Source organism: Xanthomonas sp. 10-10, assembly GCF_040182365.1.
In the GTDB taxonomy this organism is placed as follows: domain Bacteria; phylum Pseudomonadota; class Gammaproteobacteria; order Xanthomonadales; family Xanthomonadaceae; genus Xanthomonas; species Xanthomonas arboricola_F.
Window position 1 is genome coordinate 4,759,020 of sequence record NZ_CP144460.1, and the last position, 20,032, is coordinate 4,779,051.

The following is a 20,032-nucleotide window of genomic DNA, read 5'->3' on the forward strand; positions in this document are numbered from 1 at the left end:
AATGGCCTCAAGGCTGACAAGCGACTTTGTTACTTACTAGCGACTTCAGACGGGTCAGGCGCTCGGTGGATGCATATGATGCTTGGCAATATCAAGCGCGCCAGGAGGGGTATCTGTCACGTCGCGCAGGGCAAATATGCCAGACGCTGTCCGGCCGGGGCCGCCTGCCATTTCAACCACCGGTCCGCCTGCGCGAAATGCTGCCGCGATTCGCCACGGCGATGATGCGCTGCAAGGGCTGTCCGGGCCGGTTATGCGCTTGCCGAGCAGGTTTTTATGGCTGAAAGTCAGGGCTAATCAGGCGTTGCAATGACATGGTGTCAGATAGGTAGAAGACGAGTATCGTGAAGCGGCAAACAGCGCACTTCATCGGAAGCCAGGAAAATGCGTCAGCCGTGAGGCAACGGCTGACGCGTACGGATCAGCTGCGCGGCCTGCGCGCATTTTCCATTTTGCTGGCTGACTTCTTCGCTGTCACCTTGCCGACCGCTGATTTGCTCAAGGTCTTTGCGGCAACTTTTGCAACTTGTTTGCTCGCGCGTTTGACGACTGCCTTTTTGGCGACCTTCCGGCTCGCGGCTGCTGCACCTTCAGTAGATGCAGCAGCACCCGCCGACGTGCGCCTGGCTGGCGCCTTGCCTGCCTTCTTTGCAACTTTCTTGGCGGCCTTCTTCACCGGTGTTGCAGCACCGGAACGCGCTTCCGGTGCCCGGCGCGGCGGTGGTTTGCGGCCAGGGGTGAGCGCGCGCCAGGCGTGTCCGCCGTTCATGGCCAGCAGCGCGTCGGCGGCCGAGGGACCGGCGCTGCCGGCGGCGTAGTTGGGGAAGTCGCTGGCTGGTTGTTTCCAGGCATCCAGGATCGGCTGCACGATGCGCCAGGCACCTTCCACCATCGCTGCGTCCTGGAACAGGCCGGCTTCGCCGTTCATGCAGTCCTGCAACAGGCGCTCGTAACCCACAGTGTACTCCTTGGGAAACCAGTCGCGGTAGCGGAAGTCCATGCGCACCGGTGCCAGCGCGACCTGCGCGCCGGGGCGCTTGACGTCGAACTGCAGCGAAATGCCTTCATCAGGTTGAATATGCAGCACCAGCCAGTCGGGGCCATAACCGCCCACTTCGGTGCTGCGAAACGGTGCCAGCGGCGCGGGCTTGAAGCGGATCGCGATCTCGGTGGTGCGCTCGCGCAGCCGTTTGCCGGTGCGCAGATAGAACGGCACGCCGGCCCAGCGCCAGGTGTCGACCTGCAGCTTCATCGCTACATAGGTTTCGGTCTCCGAATCGTCCGGCACGGTGTCTTCTTCACGATAGCCGGGCACGGCGCTGCGGTTGACCGCGCCGGATGCGTACTGGCCACGCACCACGTCTTCCGGCTTGATCGGGCGCACCGCTTCGATCACCTCGGCACGACGGCGATGCATCGCCTCGGTGGTGAAGGCGGCTGGCGGTTCCATCGCAATCATCGCCAGCAACTGGAACAGGTGATTGGGCACCATGTCGCGCAGGCAGCCGGTGGGATCGTAGAAGCGTCCGCGCCCTTCCACGCCGATGGTTTCGGCAGCGGTGATCTGCACATGATCGATGCGGTCGCGGTTCCACACCGGCTCGAACAGGCCGTTGGCGAAACGGAATGCCAGGATGTTCTGCACGGTTTCCTTGCCCAGGAAATGGTCGATGCGGAACACCTGATCCTCGTGCAGCACCTTGGCGACGGTGGCGTTGAGCGCGATGGCGCTGGGCAGGTCGTGGCCGAAGGGTTTTTCCACGATGACGCGGCGCCAGCCCTGGTTTTCGCGCTGCTTGACCAGGCCGGCTTCGCCGAGATTCAACAACACCGGCTCGAAAAAACGTGCGGCCGTGGCGAGATAGAACAGCACATTGCCTTGCGTGCCGTAGCGCTTGTGCAGTTTCTCCAGCGCGCCACCCAGGGTTTGATAGGCGCCCAGGTCGGTGAAATCGCCGCGCAGATAATGCATGCGCTCGCGCAGCCACTCCCAAGTGTCGGTATCGAACTCGTCAGTCTGGAATTCGGCGTCGCGGCTGCTGAGCAGCTGGGTCATCGACTGGCCCATCATCGTGCGCCACGAACGCTCACTGATATCGCCGTGATCCATGCCGACGATGGCGAACTGCTCGCCCAGTGCGCCGGAGCGGCGCAGGTTGTACAGCGCCGGCATCACCAGGCGCTTGGTCAGATCGCCGCGTGCGCCGAACACCACGATGATGCACGGCGGTGTGGTCTGTTGCTCGTTCATGGATGTTGTTCCTTTTCGCCCATGCGTCCATGCAGGCGCAATGCCGCATTGACCAGGGCCACGTGGGAATACCCTTGCGGGAAGTTGCCAAGCATGCGTTTTGCACGCGGGTCGTATTCTTCGGCGAGCAGGCCCACGTCGTTGCACAACCCAAGCAGACGCTCGAGCAATGCGCGCGCCTCATCGGTGCGGCCGATCAACGCAAAGTTTTCCACCAGCCAGAAACTGCAGGCCAGGAAGGTGCCCTCGCCCGCCGGCAGGCCATCGGCGCTGTCGTCGGCGCGATAGCGTTCGACCAGGCCATCGATGGTCAGCTCGCGCGCGATCGCATCGGCAGTGGCGGCAATGCGCGGATCCTCCGCCGGCAGGAACCCGACGATGGGGATCAGCAACAGCGAAGCGTCCAGACGGTCGGAACCATAGCTCTGCACGAAGTGCCCGTCCGGGTGCACGCCTTTTTCCAGCACTTCTGCGCGGATTTCGTCGGCAATGCGGCCCCAGTGCGCGCGCTTGTCGGCATCGGCATTGGTGATGCCATCGCGGCTGCCGCAATCGAATGCCAGCCACGCCATCACCTTGGAATGCACGAAATGCCGGCGCTCGTCGCGGATCTCCCAGATGCCTTCATCGGGCAGGCGCCACAGGTCTTCGAGCGTATCCAGGATCTTTTCCAGCAGCGATGCCGACGAGCCATCGTCATCGGACGGCGGGGCAACGCCTTTTTCTCGCGCGTAATGGAACGCGCCGATCAACTCGCCATAGACATCGAGCTGGAACTGATCCACCGCGCCATTGCCGATACGCACCGGCCCGGAATTTTCGTAGCCGGGCAGCCAGTGCGCTTCCCATTCCTGCAGACGACGCTCGCCACCGATGCCGTACAAGGCCTGCAACTGATCCGGCGAGCCGGCGATGGTGCGCTGGACCCAGTCGCGAAACGAAGCGGCCTCATCGCGATAGCCGGCCTGCAGCAATGCGATCAGCGTGAACACCGAATCGCGCAACCAGCAGTAGCGGTAATCCCAGTTACGCGTGCCGCCCAGGTGCTCGGGCAACGAGGCAGTGGGCGCGGCCACGATACCGCCGGTGGGCAGGTAGCTGAGCCCCTTCAATACCACCAGCGAGCGACGCACCTGCCCGGTCCACGGACCGACATCGGTGCAGCGGCGTGCCCAGCCATGCCAGAACGCGGCGGTCCGTTGCAGCGCCTGTTCCGGGTCGATCTGCGGCGGCGTGGGCTCATGCGATGCGCCGTGACTGAGCAGGAACCAGGTGCTTTCGCCTTCGCGCAGCGTAAAGTCCGACTCGGTGCCCATGTCTTCGCCGTGCAGTTCCTGCGGCGAGCGCAACGTGAGCTGGTCGGGGCCGGCAATGGCGCGGATGCCGCCGTCGATGCCGGTGACCCACGGCACGGTGCGGCCATAGTTGAAACGAAAGGTCAGGCGCATGTGCATCGGCACCTCGCCCTGCACGCAGCGCACGATGCGCACCAGATGCTGGTGGTTGTCGCCTTCGTCGCTGGCGACCATGAAGTCCACCAGCTCCACCGTGCCGGTGTCGGTGATCATGCGGGTGCACAACACCAGACTGTCGTCTTCATAGGCACGTTCGCTGCGAAAGTCGCCGGACGGCGATAACGCCCATTGCCCGTTTTGCTCGTCGCCCAGCAGGGATGCGAAAAACGCATCGGAATCGAAACGTGGCAGACACAGCCAGTCGATGGTGCCGCGGTGGTCGACCAAGGCCGCGCTGTGGCAATTGCCCAGCATGGCGTGGTCCTCGATACGCACGCTCATCGTAGAGGCGCTTCCTTCGTGCGAGGGAACGCCCAGTCTTGCATGCGCGGTGTCGGGATCAGGTTACGAATACGCCGGCAGGCGCAGCAACGGTGGCACCGTGTGTTCCAGCCGACGGATCAGTGCCGGATCCATGTACGCGTAGTCATCGGGAATCTGCAGCGACACCACGCGGCAATGGCGCAGATGCGCGGCGAAGCGCTTGCGCAGCAGCTGCAGGTGGCGGCGCTCCATCACCAGCACCAGGTCGGACTCGTGCAGCAACTCGGGGGTGACCTGTACCTGCGCATCGGCGGCCAGCCCGGCCGATTGGGTCTGCACGCCCGGCCAGTGGGCAAACACGCGCTCGGCGGTGGGGCTGCGCAGCCGGTTGCGGCTGCACACGAACGGTACCCGCAGCGGTGAACCGCCGCGCCGGCTCAGCGGCCTTCGCGCAGGAAGCGCGCCATCGAGGACACGCCCGGCAGCGCCGGTTCGAACTGGCCGGCCACATCGATGAAGCCGCGCATGATGGCGATCTCGCGCGGGGTGCGGTTGAGCGCGTCGCGGCGGTCGGCGTCGGCGCCTGCACGCAGCAGGCGCTGTACCAGCAGCGGCAGGCCGTGCAGTGCGGCCAGATGCAGCGGGCCGAAGCCGCGCTGATCGGCCACATCGAGCGAGACGTCTTCATCGAGCAGGCGTTCGACGCCGGCCAGCACCACCTTTTCGTCGCAGGCGGTGCCCGGTTCGGCGCGCGCGCCCAGCAACAACAGCAACGGGCTGACTCGCCCACCGGCCAGCGCATCCGGGTCGGCGCCGGCCAGCAACAAGGTGTCCAGCAACGCCAGCAGACGGGTGGTGTCGCGCGCGGTGAAGCCGTACAGCGCCGCGCAGTGCAGCGGTGCCAGCCCCTGATTGTCGGTGGCGTGCACGTCGGCTGCAGCCGTGAGCAGGCGCGCCACGATGTCCGGCAGGCCAAGCGCGCAGGCCAGCATCAGCACGGTCACTCCGCCCGGCAGGCGATGTTCGATCTGCGCGCCGGCCTGCAACAGTGCGGCGACGATGTCGGTCTGGCGCATGCTCACCGCCGCCGACAACGGCGTGGCGCCGCTGTTGGCCGCGCGTTGCGGATCGGCGCCGCGGCCGAGCAGATGCGCGACCACACCCAGGTGGCCGCCACCGGCCGCACGCAGCAGCGCGGTGCAGCCCTGGGCGTCGACGGCATCCACCGGCAGGCCGAGGTCGATCAGCCGCCGCACCGCATCGGTGTCGCCGGTCATCGCTGCCGCCGGCACGTCCGCTTCGCGCAGCGTGCGGCCTGGCAGCGACCAGATCCGCCAGTCCAGCCAGTCGGCCAGATCGCGCCGGCCGATCGACAACGCCACGCCCAGCGGGGTCTGCCCGTCGGCGGCCCGCGCTTCCGGCGAGGCGCCCTGCTTGACCAGCAATTTCAGCGAGGCGTCCCGACCAAGCGCGGTCGCCAGATGCAGCGCGGTCATGCCGTGGCTGTCGCGGGCCTCGCGGTCCACGCCGTGTTCCAGCAACCACTGCTGCAGGCGCAACCAGCCCAGCCGCACGGCCAGCGACAACGGCGGGTCGCCGGCTGCCGACGGCGCAAACGGGTCGGCGCCGCGTTCGAGCAACTCCAGTGCGAACTGTTCCAGCCCGCGCGAGGCGGCATCGTGCTGCACGCAGGCGCTGAGCAGCCGGGTCAGGCCGCCCGCACCGGCCGGCGACACGCCGTGACGCAGCAGCACCTGCAGCGCCGGCACCGCTTCCACGCCGCGCGAGAGCAGCGCAAACATCGGCACGTCGCCGCAGGCATCGCGCATCTCGGCATCGGCGCCGTGGCGCAGCAGCCAGTCCACCGCATCGGCGTTGAGCGCCAGATGCGCGTCATGCAGCAGGCCGCCGAGTTCTTCCGGGGCGCATAGCCGCGCCAGCGCGTCCAGGCCATCGCGTTGGCCGAACTGCAGGCCTTCGCGCAACAACACCAACGGCGGGCGATCGGGCAGCACCGCAACGCCGGGGGTATCGCCGTGCGCATCGCTGACGGCGGCCGGCACGGGATAGCTGGGGTCGAGCAGTTGCACGATCGCCCAACGCCCGGCTTCGGCTGCCACGTCCACTGCGCGACGGCCATGCACATCGACGCTGTCGGCCGGCACCTGCAGATCGAGCAGACGGCGGATCAAGGCCGGCGACACGCTGTCGGCGGCGCAAGCCAGCATCACCGCATTGCGGCCGTCGCCGTCGGTGGCCAGCACATCGGCCTTGCGCGCGACCAGGCGTTCGAGCACCGCACTGCGCGCCTGACGCGCCGCGTCCAGCCACGGCGTGCGGCCGAGCAGATCGCGCGCTTCCAGGTTGGCGCCGGCCGACAACAGCGCCTCGACGATGTCGCCGTGGCCGGCCAGCGCCGCTTCGTGCAGGGCGCTACGCCGCTGGCGGTCGCGCGCATCCACCCGCGCCTTGTGCTTGAGCAGCAACTGCACGCCGGCCGGGTCGTCCTCTTCGGTGCCGGCCGCGGCTAGCAACACCGGCGCACCGCCGTCCGGCTCGGAGTGGGCACCGCGTTCCAGCAGAAATTTCGCCAGCCGCCAGTTGCCGACCTGGCAGGCCATCGCCAGCGGCGAGTGACCTTCGTTGTTGAGCGCGTCCAGTTCGGCGGCGGCATCGCGCAGCAACGCAGCCACGCCCGGGTCGGAACTGCGTACGGCGTGATGCAGCGGGGTATTGCCGTCGTTGTCGGTGGAACGCGGGTCGGCACCGTTGGCCAGCAGGGTCATCACCGCATCCGGGCGGCCATGCCAGCTGTCGCGGGTGGCGGCCAGCAGCGGCGTCATGCCGCGATGCGGCTGGTTGACGTCCACGCGGCGCACGATCAGCTCGCGCAGCAGGCGCAGATCCGGCAGCACCGCGGCCAGCGCCGGCAGGCTGCGCTGGTCGCGCCATTCCGGCAGCGGCATCGCCTGCGGGTCGGCGCCGGCCTCCAGCAACTGCAGCGCGCGGTCCACCCGGCCGCTACGCGCGGCTTCGAACAATTCGGGCACCAGCTGATGCTGGGCGACCGGCTCCAGCGGGCGCGGTTCGGCGGCCGCTTCGGAGAAGAAATCGGCAGCCTGCCTGGCCACTGGCGCATCGCTGCGCGCCGGTGCGGCGGTGCGTTGCAGCAGCAGATGGGCGGCGGGCAGCAGCGCGCTGGCGGCAATCGCCAGGCCCCAGCGCAGGCCGCCGGACAACCAGCCCGGCCAGGCTAGCGCCACCACCACGGTGCACACCGCCAGCACCAGGGCGGCCGCCAGCAGGCCGCGCCAGGCATGCAATTCCTGCGTGGCCAGCGCGTGCCAGCGTGGCGCCAGCGCGCCACCGTCGCGTTCCACCTCGCCCCACAACGGCCAGGTGCGCCACAGGCCCAGCAAGGCGGCGCTCACGGCCACGCTCAGGGCCAACGCTGCGGCTAGGCTGCCGCTGTCGCGCAGCGCGGTCAGCGGCCAGCTGATCAATGCCGCCAAGGCGAGCAGGCCGACGCCCCAGATCGCCAGCAACGGCGGCAACGCCTGCGCGATGGCGCGCGGCTGCGTCGCCAGCGCGCGGGTGCCGCGCGCCCACGACACCGCCAGTGCAAAGGCCGGCTGCGCCAGCCACAGGCTTACCGCAGCAACGGCGCCGCCAAGGCCACCGAGCAGGGACAACACCACGCCGGCTGCACCTGCCAGCGCTGCGGCGCGCACTCGCGCGGCACGCTGCGGCTCAGTCATAGTCGCACTCGCCCGCCAGCACCACCGTCTTGGGCAGCTGCAGGTAGAACCCGTGCTTGCCGAGCGCTTCGCGCACGGTTGCCACATCGGCCTGCGCCAGGCGGCGCTCAGGCGTCAACGCCACCTCCAGCACGAATGCGAATGGCGCCAACTGCGCGTGCACGGCAGCGGGAAGACCGGAGAAGTCGTCGCGCGTGGCCAGGTAGACGAAGGTGTCCTGCTTGCGTTGGCTTTTATAGACGTAGGCGTGCATGCGCGCGTGATCGCGCTCTAAGAGCGGTAGGTCGCGTCGATTGTGTCCCAATTGCGGCGACGGCGAAAGCGCGGCCGCTGCGAAAAATCCCAGCCACGTCAGCGACATGACCGGCGCGTTCAGTTGCGCCGTCGACGGGGCCGGCGCACGCCGCCGATATACTGCGAGCACTTTTTGCCAGCCAGACCATCGTGAGCCAAGCGCAGCATTCGTCCCAGATGGCCCCGGTCGCCGTCACCGCCTACACCTCCACCACCGCGCTCGGCGCTGGGCTCGCGGCCCAGGCCGCCGCCCTGCAGTCGCGTCGCAGCGGCCTGCGTTACAACGATTTCGGACCGCAACCGCTGCCGTGCTGGATCGGCCGCGTCGACGGCGTGGAAGCAGTCGTGCTGCCCGATGCGCTGCAAGGCTGGGACTGCCGCAACAACCGGCTGGCCTGGCTGGCCCTGCAGCAGGACGGCATGGCCGACGCCGTGCAGGCAGCCGCCCAGCGCTACGGCGCCGAGCGCGTGGCGGTGATCATCGGCACTTCCACCTCCAGCATCGGCGCCAGCGAAGAGGCCTATACGCGGCTGGTCGACGACGCCGACGGCGCGCGGTTTCCGGACGATCTGGCCCGCCCCATCGTGCACACTCCGCATTCGCTGGGCGACTTCGTCCAGCACGCCACCGGCCTGCGCGGCCCCAGCGTGACCGTGGCCACCGCCTGTTCGTCCAGCGCCAAGGTCTTCGCCCAGGCGGCGCGGCTGATCGACGCCGGGGTGATCGACGCGGCGCTGGTCGGCGGCGTGGACACCTTGTGCGGCAGCGTGCTGTTCGGCTTCAACTCGCTGCAGGTGGTCGCGCCCGAACCGTGCCAGCCGTTCGACGCGCGTCGGGTCGGCCTGAGCCTGGGCGAAGCCGGTGGCTTTGCGCTGGTCGAACGCACCGCCGCCGCCCCGGAGGCGACGCTATGGCTGTACGGCTACGGCGAATCCAGCGATGCGCACCACATGTCCGCCCCGCATCCGCAGGGCCTGGGCGCGCAGCTGGCGATGCGCGGCGCGCTCGAACGCGCCGGCCTGGACGCATCAGCGGTGGGCTATCTGAATCTGCATGGCACCGCCACGCCGGCCAACGACAGCGTGGAAGCGGCAGCGGTGGCGGCGATCTTCCCGGACACCTTGCACGCCAGTTCGACCAAGGCCTGGACCGGCCACACCCTGGGCGCGGCCGGCATCGTCGAGTCGGTGATCGCGCTGCTGGCGCTGCGCGACGGCGTGCTGCCGGGCACGCTCAACAGTGCCGTGCCCGACCCCGCCTGCGGTCCGCAGATCCGCTTCGACAACGCCCATTCCCGGATCGATTACGCAATGAACAACTCCTTCGGTTTTGGCGGCAACAACTGTTCGCTGCTGTTCGGGCGGGCACGCTGATGCTGACCGCCACCATCGAAGGGATCGGTTTCTGGACCCAGGGCCTGCCAACCTGGGAAGCGGCGCATGCGTTCGTGCACGGCGCCCCGCTGCAGGAGACGCCCACGCGTCCGGCACCGCAACTGCTGGCCGCCAACGAGCGCCGCCGCGCGCCCGATACGGTGGCGGTGTCGCTGGAAGCCGCACTGGCCGCCTGCACGGCCGCCGGCCGCGACCCCGCCAGCCTGCCGTCGGTGTTCACTTCCACACACGGCGATCTGGCCATCACCGATTACATGTGCACCACGCTGGCCAGCGACCCGCTGGCGATCTCGCCGACCAAGTTCCACAACTCGGTGCACAACGCCGCGGCAGGCTACTGGACCATCGGCGCCGGTGCGATGACCCCGGCCACGGCGATCAGCGCCCACGCCGCCAGTTTTGCGCAGGGCCTGCTGGAAGCGCTGGTGCAACTCACCGCCGGCGTCGATGCGGTGCTGCTGGCCGGCTACGACGCACGCTCGGTGGGGCCGCTTGGCCGCATCTCGCCCAGCCAGGGCCTGCTCGGTGGCGCGCTGGTGCTGGGCCGCGCCGGCCAGGCCGGCAAACCGCAGCTGCAGGCGCGGCTGGACGATGGCGCGCCGTCTCCCGATGATGGCGCGCTGGCGCACCATGTCGCAGGCAATGCGATGGCGCCGATGCTGCCGCTGTTTGCGCTGCTGGCCGGCCACGGCGACAGCGCTGCGCTGTATGCCGGCCCTGGCCGCGTGCTGCGCGTGGAGCTGCAGCGATGAGCCGGGTGCCGTTGACCCGCGAGGACACCGCGATTCTGGTGCCCGCCCTGAACGAGGCATTGCGCATCCGCGAAGTGGTCACCGATGCCTTGACCTACTGCTCGCATGTGATCGTGATCGACGATGGCTCCGACGATGGCACCGCCGATTGCATCGCCGATCTGCCGGTGCGCCTGATCCGCCATCCGCAGCGCATGGGCAAGGGCGCCGCGTTGCGCAGCGGCTTTGCGCAGGCGCAGCAGATGGGCATGCGCGCGGTGATGACCATGGATGGCGATGGCCAGCACAAGGCCGCCGACTTCCCGCGCCTGCTGGCCGCGGCCAACCGCCACCCCGGCTGCGTGATCGTCGGTGCGCGCATGCGCAAGCGCGCCACCCAGCCGACCATCCGCCGGATCGGCAACGACTTCGGCGACTGGGGCATCGCCTGGGCCTGCGGCTTTCGCCTGGTGGACAGCCAGAGCGGCCAACGGCTGTATCCGGCCTCGGTGTTCACCCTGCCCGACGTGCCCGGCGAAGGCTTCGTGTTCGAAGCGCAGCTGCTGATTTCCGCCGCCCGCCAGGCCGGCGCGCGCGTGGTCGCGGTGCCGATCGAAACCCGCTACGCCGGCAGCGCGCCGGGCACCTTCCGCAAGAGCCATTTCCGGCTGGTGCGCGATCTTTGGGAAATCACCTCGCATGTGGTCAAGCAGGTGTGGGCCTATGGCCACATCTGGCGCGAGTACCGCAACGTGCGCGCCAACCCGGTGTTGATCGACGATGCCGACGCCGAATTTGCTACTGTGCCCTCGCCTACCAAGAGCGACCCATCCCCATGAATGCACAGCGTGCCGATGTCGTCATCACCGGGGGTGGCCTGGCCGGTCTGAGCCTGGCCCTGCAACTGAAGCAACGCGACCCGGAGCTTGCGATCACCGTGCTAGAGCGCCGTGCGCACCCGGTGCGCGAGGCGGCATTCAAGGTGGGCGAATCCACGGTGGAAATCGGCGCGCATTATTTCGCCGACGTGCTGGGCCTGCGCGAGCATCTGGAGACCGAGCAGATCCGCAAGTTCGGTTTCCGCTTTTTCTTCTCCGACAAGCGCGAGGACATCGACCGCTGCACCGAGCTGGGCGTCAGCCAGATCCTGCCGACGCCGTCGTGGCAGATCGACCGCGGTCGCTTCGAGAATTTCCTCGGCGAGCGCGCACGCGCACTGGGCATCAGTTTCCTCGACAACTGCAGCGTCAAGGGTGTGGACCTGTCCGACGACACCGCCGACCACGCGGTGCGCTACGAGCATGCCGGCGAGCCGGGCACGCTGAGCGCGCGCTGGGTGGTCGATGCCAGTGGCCGCGCCGGCCTGCTCAAGCGCAAGCTGGATCTGGCACAGGACAACGCGCATAACGCCAATGCAGTGTGGTGGCGCGTGGAGGGCCTGATCGACCCTAACGGCTGGTCGCAGGACAGCAGCTGGCTGCAACGCTGCACACCGCCGGACCGCTGGCGTTCCACCAACCACATGTGCGGGCCGGGTTACTGGTTCTGGTTGATCCCGCTGTCGTCGGGCGCGCATTCGCTGGGCATCGTCTGCGATGCGCAGATGCACCCGCTGGAGACCATGAACACGCACGAAAAAGCCATGGGCTGGCTGCGCCTGCATCAACCGCAGGTCGCCGCATCGCTGGACAAGGCCGACTACCGACTGCAGGACTTTCTGTTCCTGCGCAAGTTTTCGTATGGCTGCAAGCAGGTGTTCTCGTCGCAGCGCTGGGCGCTGACCGGCGAGGCGGGCCTGTTCCTGGATCCGTTCTATTCGCCCGGCAGCGACTTCATCGCCATCTCCAACACCTATATCTGCGAACTGATCGGCCGCGATCGCGCCGGCAGGTCGCTCAGCCCGTATACCGAGCTGTATGAGCAACTGTATTTCTCGTTCTACGACAACACCCTGACCCTGTACCAGGATCAGTACGCCTTGTTCGGCGACGAACAGGTCATGCCGGTCAAGGTGATCTGGGATTACACCTACTACTGGTCGTTGCTGGCGCCGTTGTTCTGCTCCGGACGCATCGCCGACCTGAGCCTGTTGTCGCGCATGAAGGCGGATTTTCTGTATGCGCGCGATCTGAACCTGTCCATGCAGCGCGTGCTGCACGACTGGGGCGTGCACAACACCGCACAGGGCATCGCCACCGGTGGTGGCCGCCTGCTGGACCAATATCTGATCGGCTGGTTCAACGAACTCAATGGCGCCTTGCACGACATCCTGGACGATGAGGCCTTCGCCGCACGCATCCACACCAACGTGGCGCAAATGGCGGTGCTGGCCCGGGAGATCCTGCAGCAGGCACGCCACCGCCACCCGGAGTTGCCCGACCATGGCCTGGACGCCCTGACCGCCAACGCCAGCGGCGAGGCGATCCTGACGGCGACGTGGTACGCCGACGCGGCGTGAATTTTATGATGTGCAGAGATGCGTGGATGAAACTTGGCTACTTCGTAACCTTGCTTGCGCTTAGTGCGCCGACGTACGCGGGGGAAATTGCTGCATGCTCGAATCCGTCAGGAAAGGGCTATTACGCCGAGACAGGCATCATCACGGCAAAAGACAGTGGCTGGAACGATGAAAAGATTACGGATGGCCTGACCAAACTGTCAAAGCATGGGGATGACTACGACCTGACGTATGTAGATGTACGTAAGGAGATAGTTTCAGCTCGCGAGGAGGGAGCAAAGGTCATGCTTCTGAGTCGCGGCACTAGCTCGGTGTCCGTGCTGGTTGTTTATCCTGGTAAGACTGCCGAGGTCTATACATTCCTCAAGACTTCTTCAGGGCATCCGGAATACATCCATACGCTTAGTCGGGCTGGAGATGAGGTGCTTATTACCAAGGCATCCGTGATGCATGGCGAATGCAGCTACATCAACTTCGATGCGGTCTAGCCCATTCCGCCATTGATGCCGATGACCTGGCCATTGATGTAACCGGCGGACTCCGAGCACAGAAACGCGACCAGTGCGGCCACTTCCTCGGGCTTGCCCACGCGGCCGGCCGGCACCATCTGCTTGATGATGTCCGGCGCGAAGCTTTCGCCGACCATCTCGCCTTCGATCACGCCCGGCGCCACCACGTTGACCGCGATACCGCGGCTGGCCATCTCGCGCGACAGCGACTTGCTGGCACCGTGCAGCGCCGCCTTGGCTGCGGCGTAGTTGGTCTGCCCGCGGTTACCCAGCACCGCCGCCACCGACGACACGCTGACGATGCGGCCCCAGCGCGTGCGCGCCATCGGCAACAGCAAGGGCTGGGTCACATTGAAGAATCCATGCAGCGACACATCGATGACCCGATGCCACTGGGCAGCGTTCATGCCAGCCATCGGCGCGTCGTCGTGGATGCCGGCGTTATTGACCACGATCTGGATCGGGCCGGCGTCCAGCAGGCGCTCGAGCGCCGCACCGCTGGCCTGCGCATCGGCCACATCGAAGGCCACCGCTTCGGCGCTGCCGCCGTCGGCCACGATCGCTGCGACCACTTCATCGGCGCGGGCGATATTGCGGTTGGCATGCACGATCACATGGCGACCCTGCGCCGCCAACTGACGGCAGATCGCACCACCAAGATCGCCGCTGCCGCCGCTGACGAGGGCGCGGCGCTGTGGAATGGATGTGCTCATGAAAGCCTCGATAAAAGCCGCAGACACGACGGCGGAAAGAGCCTCATCCTAACCACTCGCAGCAGGCGCAGGAATAGATCGCCCGCATTGATCGCCCGCATCTTGTAGGAGCGCGCTTGCGCGCGATGCGGCTTCAGCGGTAACGCTTCATCGCGCGCAAGCGCGCTCCTACAGGGCCTGCGCGGCGCCCAGCATCACCGTGGCGCGCCCTTCGGCGAGCAACTGATCGCCGTGGCTCAGACGAAAGCTGTATTGCTGGCTGTCCTCGCCCTGCATCAGCACCTGCGCTTCGCACTCGATGGCATCGGGCAACGCGTCCAGATGGGTCACGTGCAACTCTACGCCGCGCAACGCGACCAGCATGCCAGGGCGCACCGGCTTGCCGGATTCGCGACCCAACAGGCCGCCATGCACCGCCATGGCCTGCGCGCCGTATTCGCACAGATGCACCGCGCGCAGACGTCCATCGGCACGCAGCGGATGCATGTCGCTGCAATGCGCGTGACTGCGCAACACGATCCGCTGCGCATCCCAGTCGACTAACTCTTCCCACAGGCACATGCTGCCCTGGTGCGGGATCAAGGCGGCAATTGCGTCACGTCCCTGCATGCGATGCTCCACTGGGTGTGCGCTCCAGTGCCGGCTCGCGCGACACCAGCAACGCCAGGATGAAATTGAACAACACGCCCAAGGCCACCGTGCTGCCGATCGCGCGCAGCACCGGGATGCTGGAGGCGGCCAGCAGCGCGAACACCAGCAATGTCATCAGGCTGCAGACGATCAACGCATGCAGCGTGCGCAGCTGATCGGCATGATCGTCGCCGGCATGATCGAAGAACAAGGCGTAATCCAGGCCCAGGCCTGCGGCCAGAATCAGCGCGATCAGATGGAACAGGTTGAGCTCCACGCCGATGCCGCGCAGGATCGCCAGGATCAGCACGGTGGTCAGCGCCATCGGCAACAGCACACGCACGATACGGCGCGGATTGCGCAACGCGATCGCCACCGTCACTGCAAGCAGCAACGCCGCCACACCGAGCGCCCCCAGCACCCGGCCGCGGTAGGCGGCCACCAGCGATTCGGACGCGTCCTTGAGGTCCAGCAATTGCGCGCCGCTGCCCTGCACCGCCGCAGCCAACAGCGCCGGATCATGCAGGCCGGTCAGCGACACCAGGGCAGTCGTACGATCGCCGCGCCCCAATAGCAGGCCGCCCACCGACGTGGCCAGCGGCGAGCCGGTCAGATCCTTCGGCAGCAGCGGCGGCGCACGCTTGGCGGCATCCAGATCCTGCAGGAATGGCGCAAACGCATCGCTGCGGAATGGCGTGGCCGCCACCGCGCGCTCGGTCAGCGTGCGTGCCTGCGCCGCATCCGGCAACCGCGCCTGACGCGCCTGCTGGGTCTTGGCACTGGGCAGATACCGCGCGGCCATGTCGTAGCCGGTCAGGGCACCGTCGCGCACCAGCGCATCCAGCCGCGGCCGCAGGCGCTCGCTGGCCTGCAGCGCCGCCTCATCGCTGGCCGCAGACAGCGCAAGCACGTAACGCACATCGGGCGCACCCAGCTCCTGACGCAAGCGGGTGTCCTGCGCCAATGCCTTGGGCGGCACCGGAGTGAGTTTGGACAGGTCGTTCTGCCAGAACTGGCCGGGCGCCAAAGCGATCACCGCAATGCCGATCACCGCGATCACTGCAAGGCTGATGCGTGGCCGCGGCAAGCGCGCGATGCCGCGCCACAGCCCAGCCAACAGGCGCGAATCGGCGTAGTCGCGCGGGGCCGGGTCGATCAGCCACGGCAACAGCCAACGCGTGGTCACCGCTGCAGTGGCCAGGCCGGCAATGGTGAACACCGCCAGCTGGCGCAGGCCATCCACGCCTGAAAACAGAAAGGTCACATACGCAATGCAGGTGGACACCACGCCGGTCGCCAGCGTCGGCCACAAATGCCGCGCGTTCTCGCGCGGATCCAGGCCGGGACGTTGATGGCTGAACAGGTGGATCGGGTAATCCTGCACCACGCCGATCAACGTGAAGCCGAATGCCACGGTGATCCCGTGCACGCCGTCGAACAGCAGTGCCACCGCGCCCAGGCCGGCCAGCCCCGCGCTCGCCAGCGGCAACACGCCCAGCACCGGAATCTTCCAGCTGCGGTAGGCGATCATCAGCAACAGCACCAGACCCACCGTATCCAGCGTGCCGATCCATTGCGACTCGCCCTGGGTGCGCGCGGTGATCTCCACCGCGAATGCGCCCGGGCCGGTCAAGGTCAGCTGCGTCGTGGTGCCCTTGCTGACCTTGGCGAACGCCGCCTGCACGGCGTCGTAGGCCAGCTGCTGGCCGGTAGGATCGAAGCCGGCCGCATGCGTCTGCACGATCAGCAGGGCCGAGGTACCGGCGCGATCGAACCACACCCCATTGCGCGTTTGCGGGGCGGCCGCCGGCTGCAGGGTCTCGGCCAGATGCAGCACTTCCAGCGTCGGGTCGCGCGGCAGCAGCGGCTCCACCATCGCCGCTGCCGGCGAGCCCAGATCCTGCACGCGCGACTGCAACGCAGCTTCAAGCGTCGCCGCATCCAGCGCTGCGGTGTCGAAACTGTCGCTCAGCAGGTAGCGATACGGCAGCAAGCGCTCCGGAATCGCCTCCAATCCGGCAGTGCCGCCATTACCGACCAACTCGAACAGCGCCGGCTGCGCGGCCAGTGCCTGCTGCAACCGTTGCGATTGCTCGGCCAGGATGGCCGGGTCGCTATTGGACAAGGCCATCAGCAACAGCCGCGACCCCGGGCCTTCGCCCAGCTCTTCGATCAGCAGTTTTTGCGCCGGCGTACGCGGGGCAGGCATGAATTTTCGCAGATCGCCGGTGACCTTGAGCGTCTCGCTCAGCCAGAACCCGGCCACCACCAGCAGCGCCAGCCACAGCAAGGCCAGGCCAATGCGGCGGTTTGCGTTCAATTCAAAGGGCATGCAACCGCCTCACTGCAATGGCTGGACGTCCACCGGCCGCGCGCGCGGCATCGGGCCACTTCGGCGTTTTCTTTCTACGGAGGGCGGGCATGAATTTTCGCAGATCGCCAGTGACCTTGAGCGTCTCGCTCAGCCAGAACCCGGCCACCACCAGCAGCGCCAGCCACAGCAAGGCCAGGCCAATGCGGCGGTTTGCGTTCAATTCAAACGGCATGCGACCGCCTCACTGCAATGGCTGGACGTCCACCGGCCGCGCGCGCGGCATCGGGCCACTTCGGCGTTTTCTTTCTGCGGAGGGCGGGCATGAATTTTCGCAGATCGCCGGTGACCTTGAGCGTCTCGCTCAGCCAGAACCCGGCCACCACCAGCACCGCCAGCCACAGCAAGGCCAGGCCAATGCGGCGGTTTGCGTTCAATTCAAACGGCATGCACCCGCCTCGCTGCAATGGGCGACGTCGGCGCTGCGAACCGTACCGGCCAGCAGTACTGCGACACCTTGGCAGCAAGCACACGATCTGGCGATTTTGACGACGGCTAGCGAGACCTGCCCGCGCGTGGTCACGCGCCCGAACCGTGACAGAGCGCGGTCAGCGCTGCGGTATCGCTGACGCCGGCCGCCGCACGTGCCGCGCTGGCCAGCAGCGTGCGTTGCACGTCGCCCTTGGCTGGCACGCTTTCGATGCAGCGCAGCTCATCGGTGCTGCCGTAGAGACGCAGTTCGCGCACCTGCTTGGCCACTGCGGCGTCCTTGGGCTGCAGGGTCAGCTGCCAGACCTGCGCCGTGCCTTGCCCACCGAGGCGATACTGCTGCTCCAGCAACGCGCGATCTCCCGACAACAGCGCACCGAAGCCGGACTTCAAACCGGCCAGTTCGGGCACGCGGCTCAACGCGAACTTGCGCGGCGGTTTGCCCTCGCGTTCGAGCACGCCTTCGTCGCCCCGCAAGGTGGTGGTTTCGCGATACGGCGCACTGACCTCGCGCACCAGCGTCTGCGCATCCGGGCGGCGGTAATGGCCCTGCACGCGCAACGGCGTCTTCAGTAGCGCAGAACCGCGCAGTTCGACGAACTCGGTACTGACCGGGGCCGGGCGGGCCAGGCGCTGCAGCACCTGGCCGACGTCCAGCGTCTCAGGCGGTGCGGCGCATAGCGGTGCGGCGCTGAACAGCAGTATCAGCATCCACGGCAGGGTGCGGCGCATCGGCATGGTGAGTGTTCCAGAAATCGTAGAAGTTGAACCAGTTGTACGGCGCGTAGCGTGTGTAATGTTCCAGCCTGGCGGCGTAATCGCGCATGAGCACGGCAAGCACCGGCGCACGTTGCCTGCGCGGCACGTCCAGGCCTTCGCTGAAGGTCTCGAACGCCAGCTCGTAATGGTTGCCGCCGCGATACAGGCCGAACGCCAGCACCACCGGCACCTTGAGCGCGGCGGCGATCAGCCACGGCGAGGTCGGGAACATCGCGTTGCGGCCGAGGAACATCGCCGGCAACGCCGGGTCGCCTTCGCGCGGGCGATCGATCAGCAGCGCCACCAGCGCGCCGGCATCGGTGGCGTCCTTGATCGCCATGACGATCGAGGTCGCATCCATGCCGGCATCGATGATGTTGGCGGCCAGCTGCGGGTTCAGTGCGCCCAGCAGGTCGGTCATTGCGCGATTGTGGGCCTTGTCCAGCACCACCTTGACCTGCACGTCCGGCCGCTCGGTGGCCAGCACGCGCAGCGCATCGAAGCTGCCCAGGTGCGAGCCGAAAATCAGCACGCCGCGGCCGCGGTCCATCTGCGTGTGCAGCTGATCCAGCCCGGTGATGTCGACGCGGAAGCGCTGCATCTGCCCGCACAGCATGTACACGCGGTCCAGGATAGTCGACGCAAACGTATGGATATGCCGCGCCACATCGCGCAGCGTGGCCGGGCGATCCAGCACGCGGGTCAGATAGGCACGCGAGGCGCTACGTTCGGGCGCACGCACCACCAGGAAGTACAGCGTGATCGGGTACAACAGCGCGCGCCCCACCGCGCGTCCGGCGTGCTGGGCGATGCCACGGATCAGCCACAGCGCGAAACGTCCGCCGCCTTCCGGGCGTTGCTTCCACTGACTGCTCATTGCACCGCCTCCGCCACCAGTTCGCCGCTGACCAGCATCTGGCCGGCACGCTGCACGCGAAAGCGCCAGCGCGGGCCCTCGCCTTCCAGCACGACCGACGCGGTCTGGCCGGGCAGCAACGGCTGCACGAACTTCACCTGCGGCAGCCGTGCCGCAGCGCGCGGGCCATGCAGCGCTTCCACAGCCTGCAGCACATGGTCGAGCACGACCACGCCAGGCACCACGGGGCGACCCGGAAAGTGCCCGGGCAGGCAGGGATGATCATGCGGCACGACGAAATCCATAAGCGCGGAACTCAGATCCTGGGTTGAAGCATTGCAGCCACGGCCTTGTGTGCCTGCTCGGTCAATTGTTGGCGATCCGGCGCATCCGGCCCGGTGACCGCGATCGGCTCGCCGATGCGTACGCGGATGATGCCGGGACGCACCCTGAACACGCCATCCACGGGCAGCACCTTGCCGCAGCCGTCCAGCGCCACGGGGACAACCTGGACGCCAGCATCGATAGCGGCCTGCAGTAGCCCGGCCTTGAATGGCAATAATGCGCCGCTGCGGCTACGGGTGCCTTCGGGAAACAGACACAACTGTTTGCCTTCACGCAACAGCGCGGCCGCCTGGCGGCGCACCAGTGCACCGGCGCGACGGCTGTCGCGGTCCAGGAACAGCATGCCGGTGGCGCGCGCATACCAGTTCACGAACGGCACCTTGAGCATTTCTTCCTTGAGCAGGAAGCGCAGCGGCACCGGCAGGGCGTGGAACAGGGCGCAGATATCGATGATGGACTGGTGGTTGCTGACGAACAGATAGTTCCTGGACCAGTCGACACGCTCACGCCCTTCCACGATCACCCTGGCGCCCGCACCGCGAAACAGCACCGGCGCCCACATCCAGCTGCCCATGCGCAACAGGCGATCGGCATCGCGGGTGATCGCCAGCAACGCCAACGCATACACGATCCCGCCGGCGGTGAACGTCAGCGTGAACGCCAATTGCAGCAGATTGAACACACCCCACGCCAGGCGCGACGGCATCCTTGCCAACGGCATTTTTGTCTTGTCCCCGAAACTGTGCACGTACGTC

Annotated in this window: 19 protein-coding genes and 1 pseudogene; 6 read left to right on the forward strand and 14 right to left on the reverse strand. The window is 67.1% G+C overall.

Going from position 1 to position 20,032, the window contains the following annotated elements; all coding sequences use genetic code 11:
* Positions 1-39 precede the first annotated feature (39 nt).
* A pseudogene (locus VZ068_RS20145) lies at positions 40-284 on the forward strand (IS1595 family transposase); the annotation flags it as partial.
* Positions 285-421: 137 nt separating this feature from the next.
* On the opposite strand, the gene zwf reads toward VZ068_RS20145, so the two are convergent.
* The 5 genes from zwf to VZ068_RS20170 form a co-directional block, all read right to left on the reverse strand.
* Positions 422-2,251, reverse strand: coding sequence for a glucose-6-phosphate dehydrogenase (gene zwf / locus VZ068_RS20150; RefSeq protein WP_349656296.1), 1,830 nt, complete (start codon positions 2,249-2,251; stop codon positions 422-424).
* Entirely contained in the window at positions 2,248-4,047 is a 1,800-nt protein-coding gene (locus VZ068_RS20155; protein WP_349656297.1) for a glycoside hydrolase family 15 protein, read from the reverse strand. Before VZ068_RS20155 ends, zwf begins: the two co-directional genes overlap by 4 nt.
* A 63-nt stretch (positions 4,048-4,110) precedes the next feature.
* On the reverse strand, positions 4,111-4,446 hold the full coding sequence (locus VZ068_RS20160; protein ID WP_349657763.1) for a phosphotyrosine protein phosphatase: 336 nt from the start codon (positions 4,444-4,446) through the stop codon (positions 4,111-4,113).
* A gap of 20 nt (positions 4,447-4,466) precedes the next feature.
* On the reverse strand, positions 4,467-7,787 hold the full coding sequence (locus VZ068_RS20165; protein WP_349656298.1) for an ankyrin repeat domain-containing protein: 3,321 nt from the start codon (positions 7,785-7,787) through the stop codon (positions 4,467-4,469).
* Complete coding sequence (locus tag VZ068_RS20170; protein ID WP_259157354.1) at positions 7,780-8,040, reverse strand: YcgL domain-containing protein; 261 nt, start codon at positions 8,038-8,040, stop codon at positions 7,780-7,782. The genes VZ068_RS20165 and VZ068_RS20170 overlap by 8 nt, the downstream gene beginning before the upstream one ends.
* Before the next feature lie 218 nt (positions 8,041-8,258).
* On the opposite strand from VZ068_RS20170, the gene VZ068_RS20175 reads away from it, so the two are divergent.
* From VZ068_RS20175 to VZ068_RS20195, 5 genes are read left to right on the forward strand one after another with little or no spacing between them, the layout of a single operon-like run.
* Positions 8,259-9,455, forward strand: a complete 1,197-nt coding sequence (locus VZ068_RS20175; RefSeq protein WP_349656299.1) for a beta-ketoacyl-[acyl-carrier-protein] synthase family protein — start codon at positions 8,259-8,261, stop codon at positions 9,453-9,455.
* Complete coding sequence (locus VZ068_RS20180) at positions 9,455-10,228, forward strand: beta-ketoacyl synthase chain length factor (RefSeq protein WP_259157356.1); 774 nt, start codon at positions 9,455-9,457, stop codon at positions 10,226-10,228. The genes VZ068_RS20175 and VZ068_RS20180 overlap by 1 nt, the downstream gene beginning before the upstream one ends.
* Complete coding sequence (locus VZ068_RS20185; protein ID WP_259157357.1) at positions 10,225-11,046, forward strand: glycosyltransferase family 2 protein; 822 nt, start codon at positions 10,225-10,227, stop codon at positions 11,044-11,046. Before VZ068_RS20180 ends, VZ068_RS20185 begins: the two co-directional genes overlap by 4 nt.
* Positions 11,043-12,665, forward strand: coding sequence for an NAD(P)/FAD-dependent oxidoreductase (locus tag VZ068_RS20190; RefSeq protein WP_349656300.1), 1,623 nt, complete (start codon positions 11,043-11,045; stop codon positions 12,663-12,665). Before VZ068_RS20185 ends, VZ068_RS20190 begins: the two co-directional genes overlap by 4 nt.
* A 26-nt stretch (positions 12,666-12,691) precedes the next feature.
* Complete coding sequence (locus VZ068_RS20195) at positions 12,692-13,153, forward strand: hypothetical protein (protein WP_349656301.1); 462 nt, start codon at positions 12,692-12,694, stop codon at positions 13,151-13,153.
* On the opposite strand, the gene fabG is transcribed toward VZ068_RS20195, so the two are convergent.
* The 9 genes from fabG to VZ068_RS20240 all read right to left on the reverse strand — a co-directional run bounded on the left by fabG (position 13,150) and on the right by VZ068_RS20240 (position 19,998).
* The gene (gene fabG, locus VZ068_RS20200; protein ID WP_349656302.1) at positions 13,150-13,887 is read right to left on the reverse strand and encodes a 3-oxoacyl-ACP reductase FabG; all 738 of its coding nucleotides are present in this window, start codon (positions 13,885-13,887) and stop codon (positions 13,150-13,152) included. The genes VZ068_RS20195 and fabG overlap by 4 nt on opposite strands.
* 168 nt (positions 13,888-14,055) lie before the next feature.
* Positions 14,056-14,496, reverse strand: coding sequence for a phosphotransferase (locus VZ068_RS20205; protein WP_349656303.1), 441 nt, complete (start codon positions 14,494-14,496; stop codon positions 14,056-14,058).
* A complete protein-coding gene (locus VZ068_RS20210; protein WP_349656304.1) occupies positions 14,483-16,849 on the reverse strand; it encodes an MMPL family transporter in 2,367 nt (788 codons plus the stop codon). Before VZ068_RS20210 ends, VZ068_RS20205 begins: the two co-directional genes overlap by 14 nt.
* On the reverse strand, positions 16,839-17,063 hold the full coding sequence (locus VZ068_RS20215; protein ID WP_349656305.1) for a hypothetical protein: 225 nt from the start codon (positions 17,061-17,063) through the stop codon (positions 16,839-16,841). Before VZ068_RS20215 ends, VZ068_RS20210 begins: the two co-directional genes overlap by 11 nt.
* Positions 17,053-17,277 (reverse strand): hypothetical protein, encoded by a 225-nt coding sequence (locus VZ068_RS20220; RefSeq protein ID WP_259167162.1) that lies wholly within the window; start codon positions 17,275-17,277, stop codon positions 17,053-17,055. Before VZ068_RS20220 ends, VZ068_RS20215 begins: the two co-directional genes overlap by 11 nt.
* 130 nt (positions 17,278-17,407) lie before the next feature.
* Positions 17,408-18,055, reverse strand: coding sequence for a LolA-related protein (locus VZ068_RS20225; protein WP_326521144.1), 648 nt, complete (start codon positions 18,053-18,055; stop codon positions 17,408-17,410).
* Positions 17,979-18,953, reverse strand: a complete 975-nt coding sequence (locus VZ068_RS20230) for an acyltransferase (protein ID WP_349656306.1) — start codon at positions 18,951-18,953, stop codon at positions 17,979-17,981. The genes VZ068_RS20225 and VZ068_RS20230 overlap by 77 nt, the downstream gene beginning before the upstream one ends.
* Entirely contained in the window at positions 18,950-19,177 is a 228-nt protein-coding gene (locus tag VZ068_RS20235) for a hypothetical protein (RefSeq protein WP_259167163.1), read from the reverse strand. The genes VZ068_RS20230 and VZ068_RS20235 overlap by 4 nt, the downstream gene beginning before the upstream one ends.
* A 71-nt stretch (positions 19,178-19,248) precedes the next feature.
* Complete coding sequence (locus VZ068_RS20240) at positions 19,249-19,998, reverse strand: lysophospholipid acyltransferase family protein (RefSeq protein WP_046962408.1); 750 nt, start codon at positions 19,996-19,998, stop codon at positions 19,249-19,251.
* Positions 19,999-20,032 lie beyond the last annotated feature (34 nt).

What these genes read in the sequence shown, in the direction of transcription:
- zwf (WP_349656296.1), bottom strand. Translation starts at nt 2,251, where the DNA reads ATGAACGAGCAACAGACCACACCGCCGTGCATCATCGTGGTGTTCGGC.
- VZ068_RS20155 (WP_349656297.1), bottom strand. Translation starts at nt 4,047, where the DNA reads ATGAGCGTGCGTATCGAGGACCACGCCATGCTGGGCAATTGCCACAGC.
- VZ068_RS20165 (WP_349656298.1), bottom strand. Translation starts at nt 7,787, where the DNA reads ATGACTGAGCCGCAGCGTGCCGCGCGAGTGCGCGCCGCAGCGCTGGCA.
- VZ068_RS20170 (WP_259157354.1), bottom strand. Translation starts at nt 8,040, where the DNA reads ATGCACGCCTACGTCTATAAAAGCCAACGCAAGCAGGACACCTTCGTC.
- VZ068_RS20175 (WP_349656299.1), top strand. Translation starts at nt 8,259, where the DNA reads ATGGCCCCGGTCGCCGTCACCGCCTACACCTCCACCACCGCGCTCGGC.
- VZ068_RS20180 (WP_259157356.1), top strand. Translation starts at nt 9,455, where the DNA reads ATGCTGACCGCCACCATCGAAGGGATCGGTTTCTGGACCCAGGGCCTG.
- VZ068_RS20185 (WP_259157357.1), top strand. Translation starts at nt 10,225, where the DNA reads ATGAGCCGGGTGCCGTTGACCCGCGAGGACACCGCGATTCTGGTGCCC.
- VZ068_RS20190 (WP_349656300.1), top strand. Translation starts at nt 11,043, where the DNA reads ATGAATGCACAGCGTGCCGATGTCGTCATCACCGGGGGTGGCCTGGCC.
- VZ068_RS20195 (WP_349656301.1), top strand. Translation starts at nt 12,692, where the DNA reads ATGAAACTTGGCTACTTCGTAACCTTGCTTGCGCTTAGTGCGCCGACG.
- fabG (WP_349656302.1), bottom strand. Translation starts at nt 13,887, where the DNA reads ATGAGCACATCCATTCCACAGCGCCGCGCCCTCGTCAGCGGCGGCAGC.
- VZ068_RS20205 (WP_349656303.1), bottom strand. Translation starts at nt 14,496, where the DNA reads ATGCAGGGACGTGACGCAATTGCCGCCTTGATCCCGCACCAGGGCAGC.
- VZ068_RS20210 (WP_349656304.1), bottom strand. Translation starts at nt 16,849, where the DNA reads ATGCCCTTTGAATTGAACGCAAACCGCCGCATTGGCCTGGCCTTGCTG.
- VZ068_RS20215 (WP_349656305.1), bottom strand. Translation starts at nt 17,063, where the DNA reads ATGCCGTTTGAATTGAACGCAAACCGCCGCATTGGCCTGGCCTTGCTG.
- VZ068_RS20220 (WP_259167162.1), bottom strand. Translation starts at nt 17,277, where the DNA reads ATGCCGTTTGAATTGAACGCAAACCGCCGCATTGGCCTGGCCTTGCTG.
- VZ068_RS20225 (WP_326521144.1), bottom strand. Translation starts at nt 18,055, where the DNA reads ATGCCGATGCGCCGCACCCTGCCGTGGATGCTGATACTGCTGTTCAGC.
- VZ068_RS20230 (WP_349656306.1), bottom strand. Translation starts at nt 18,953, where the DNA reads ATGAGCAGTCAGTGGAAGCAACGCCCGGAAGGCGGCGGACGTTTCGCG.
- VZ068_RS20240 (WP_046962408.1), bottom strand. Translation starts at nt 19,998, where the DNA reads ATGCCGTTGGCAAGGATGCCGTCGCGCCTGGCGTGGGGTGTGTTCAAT.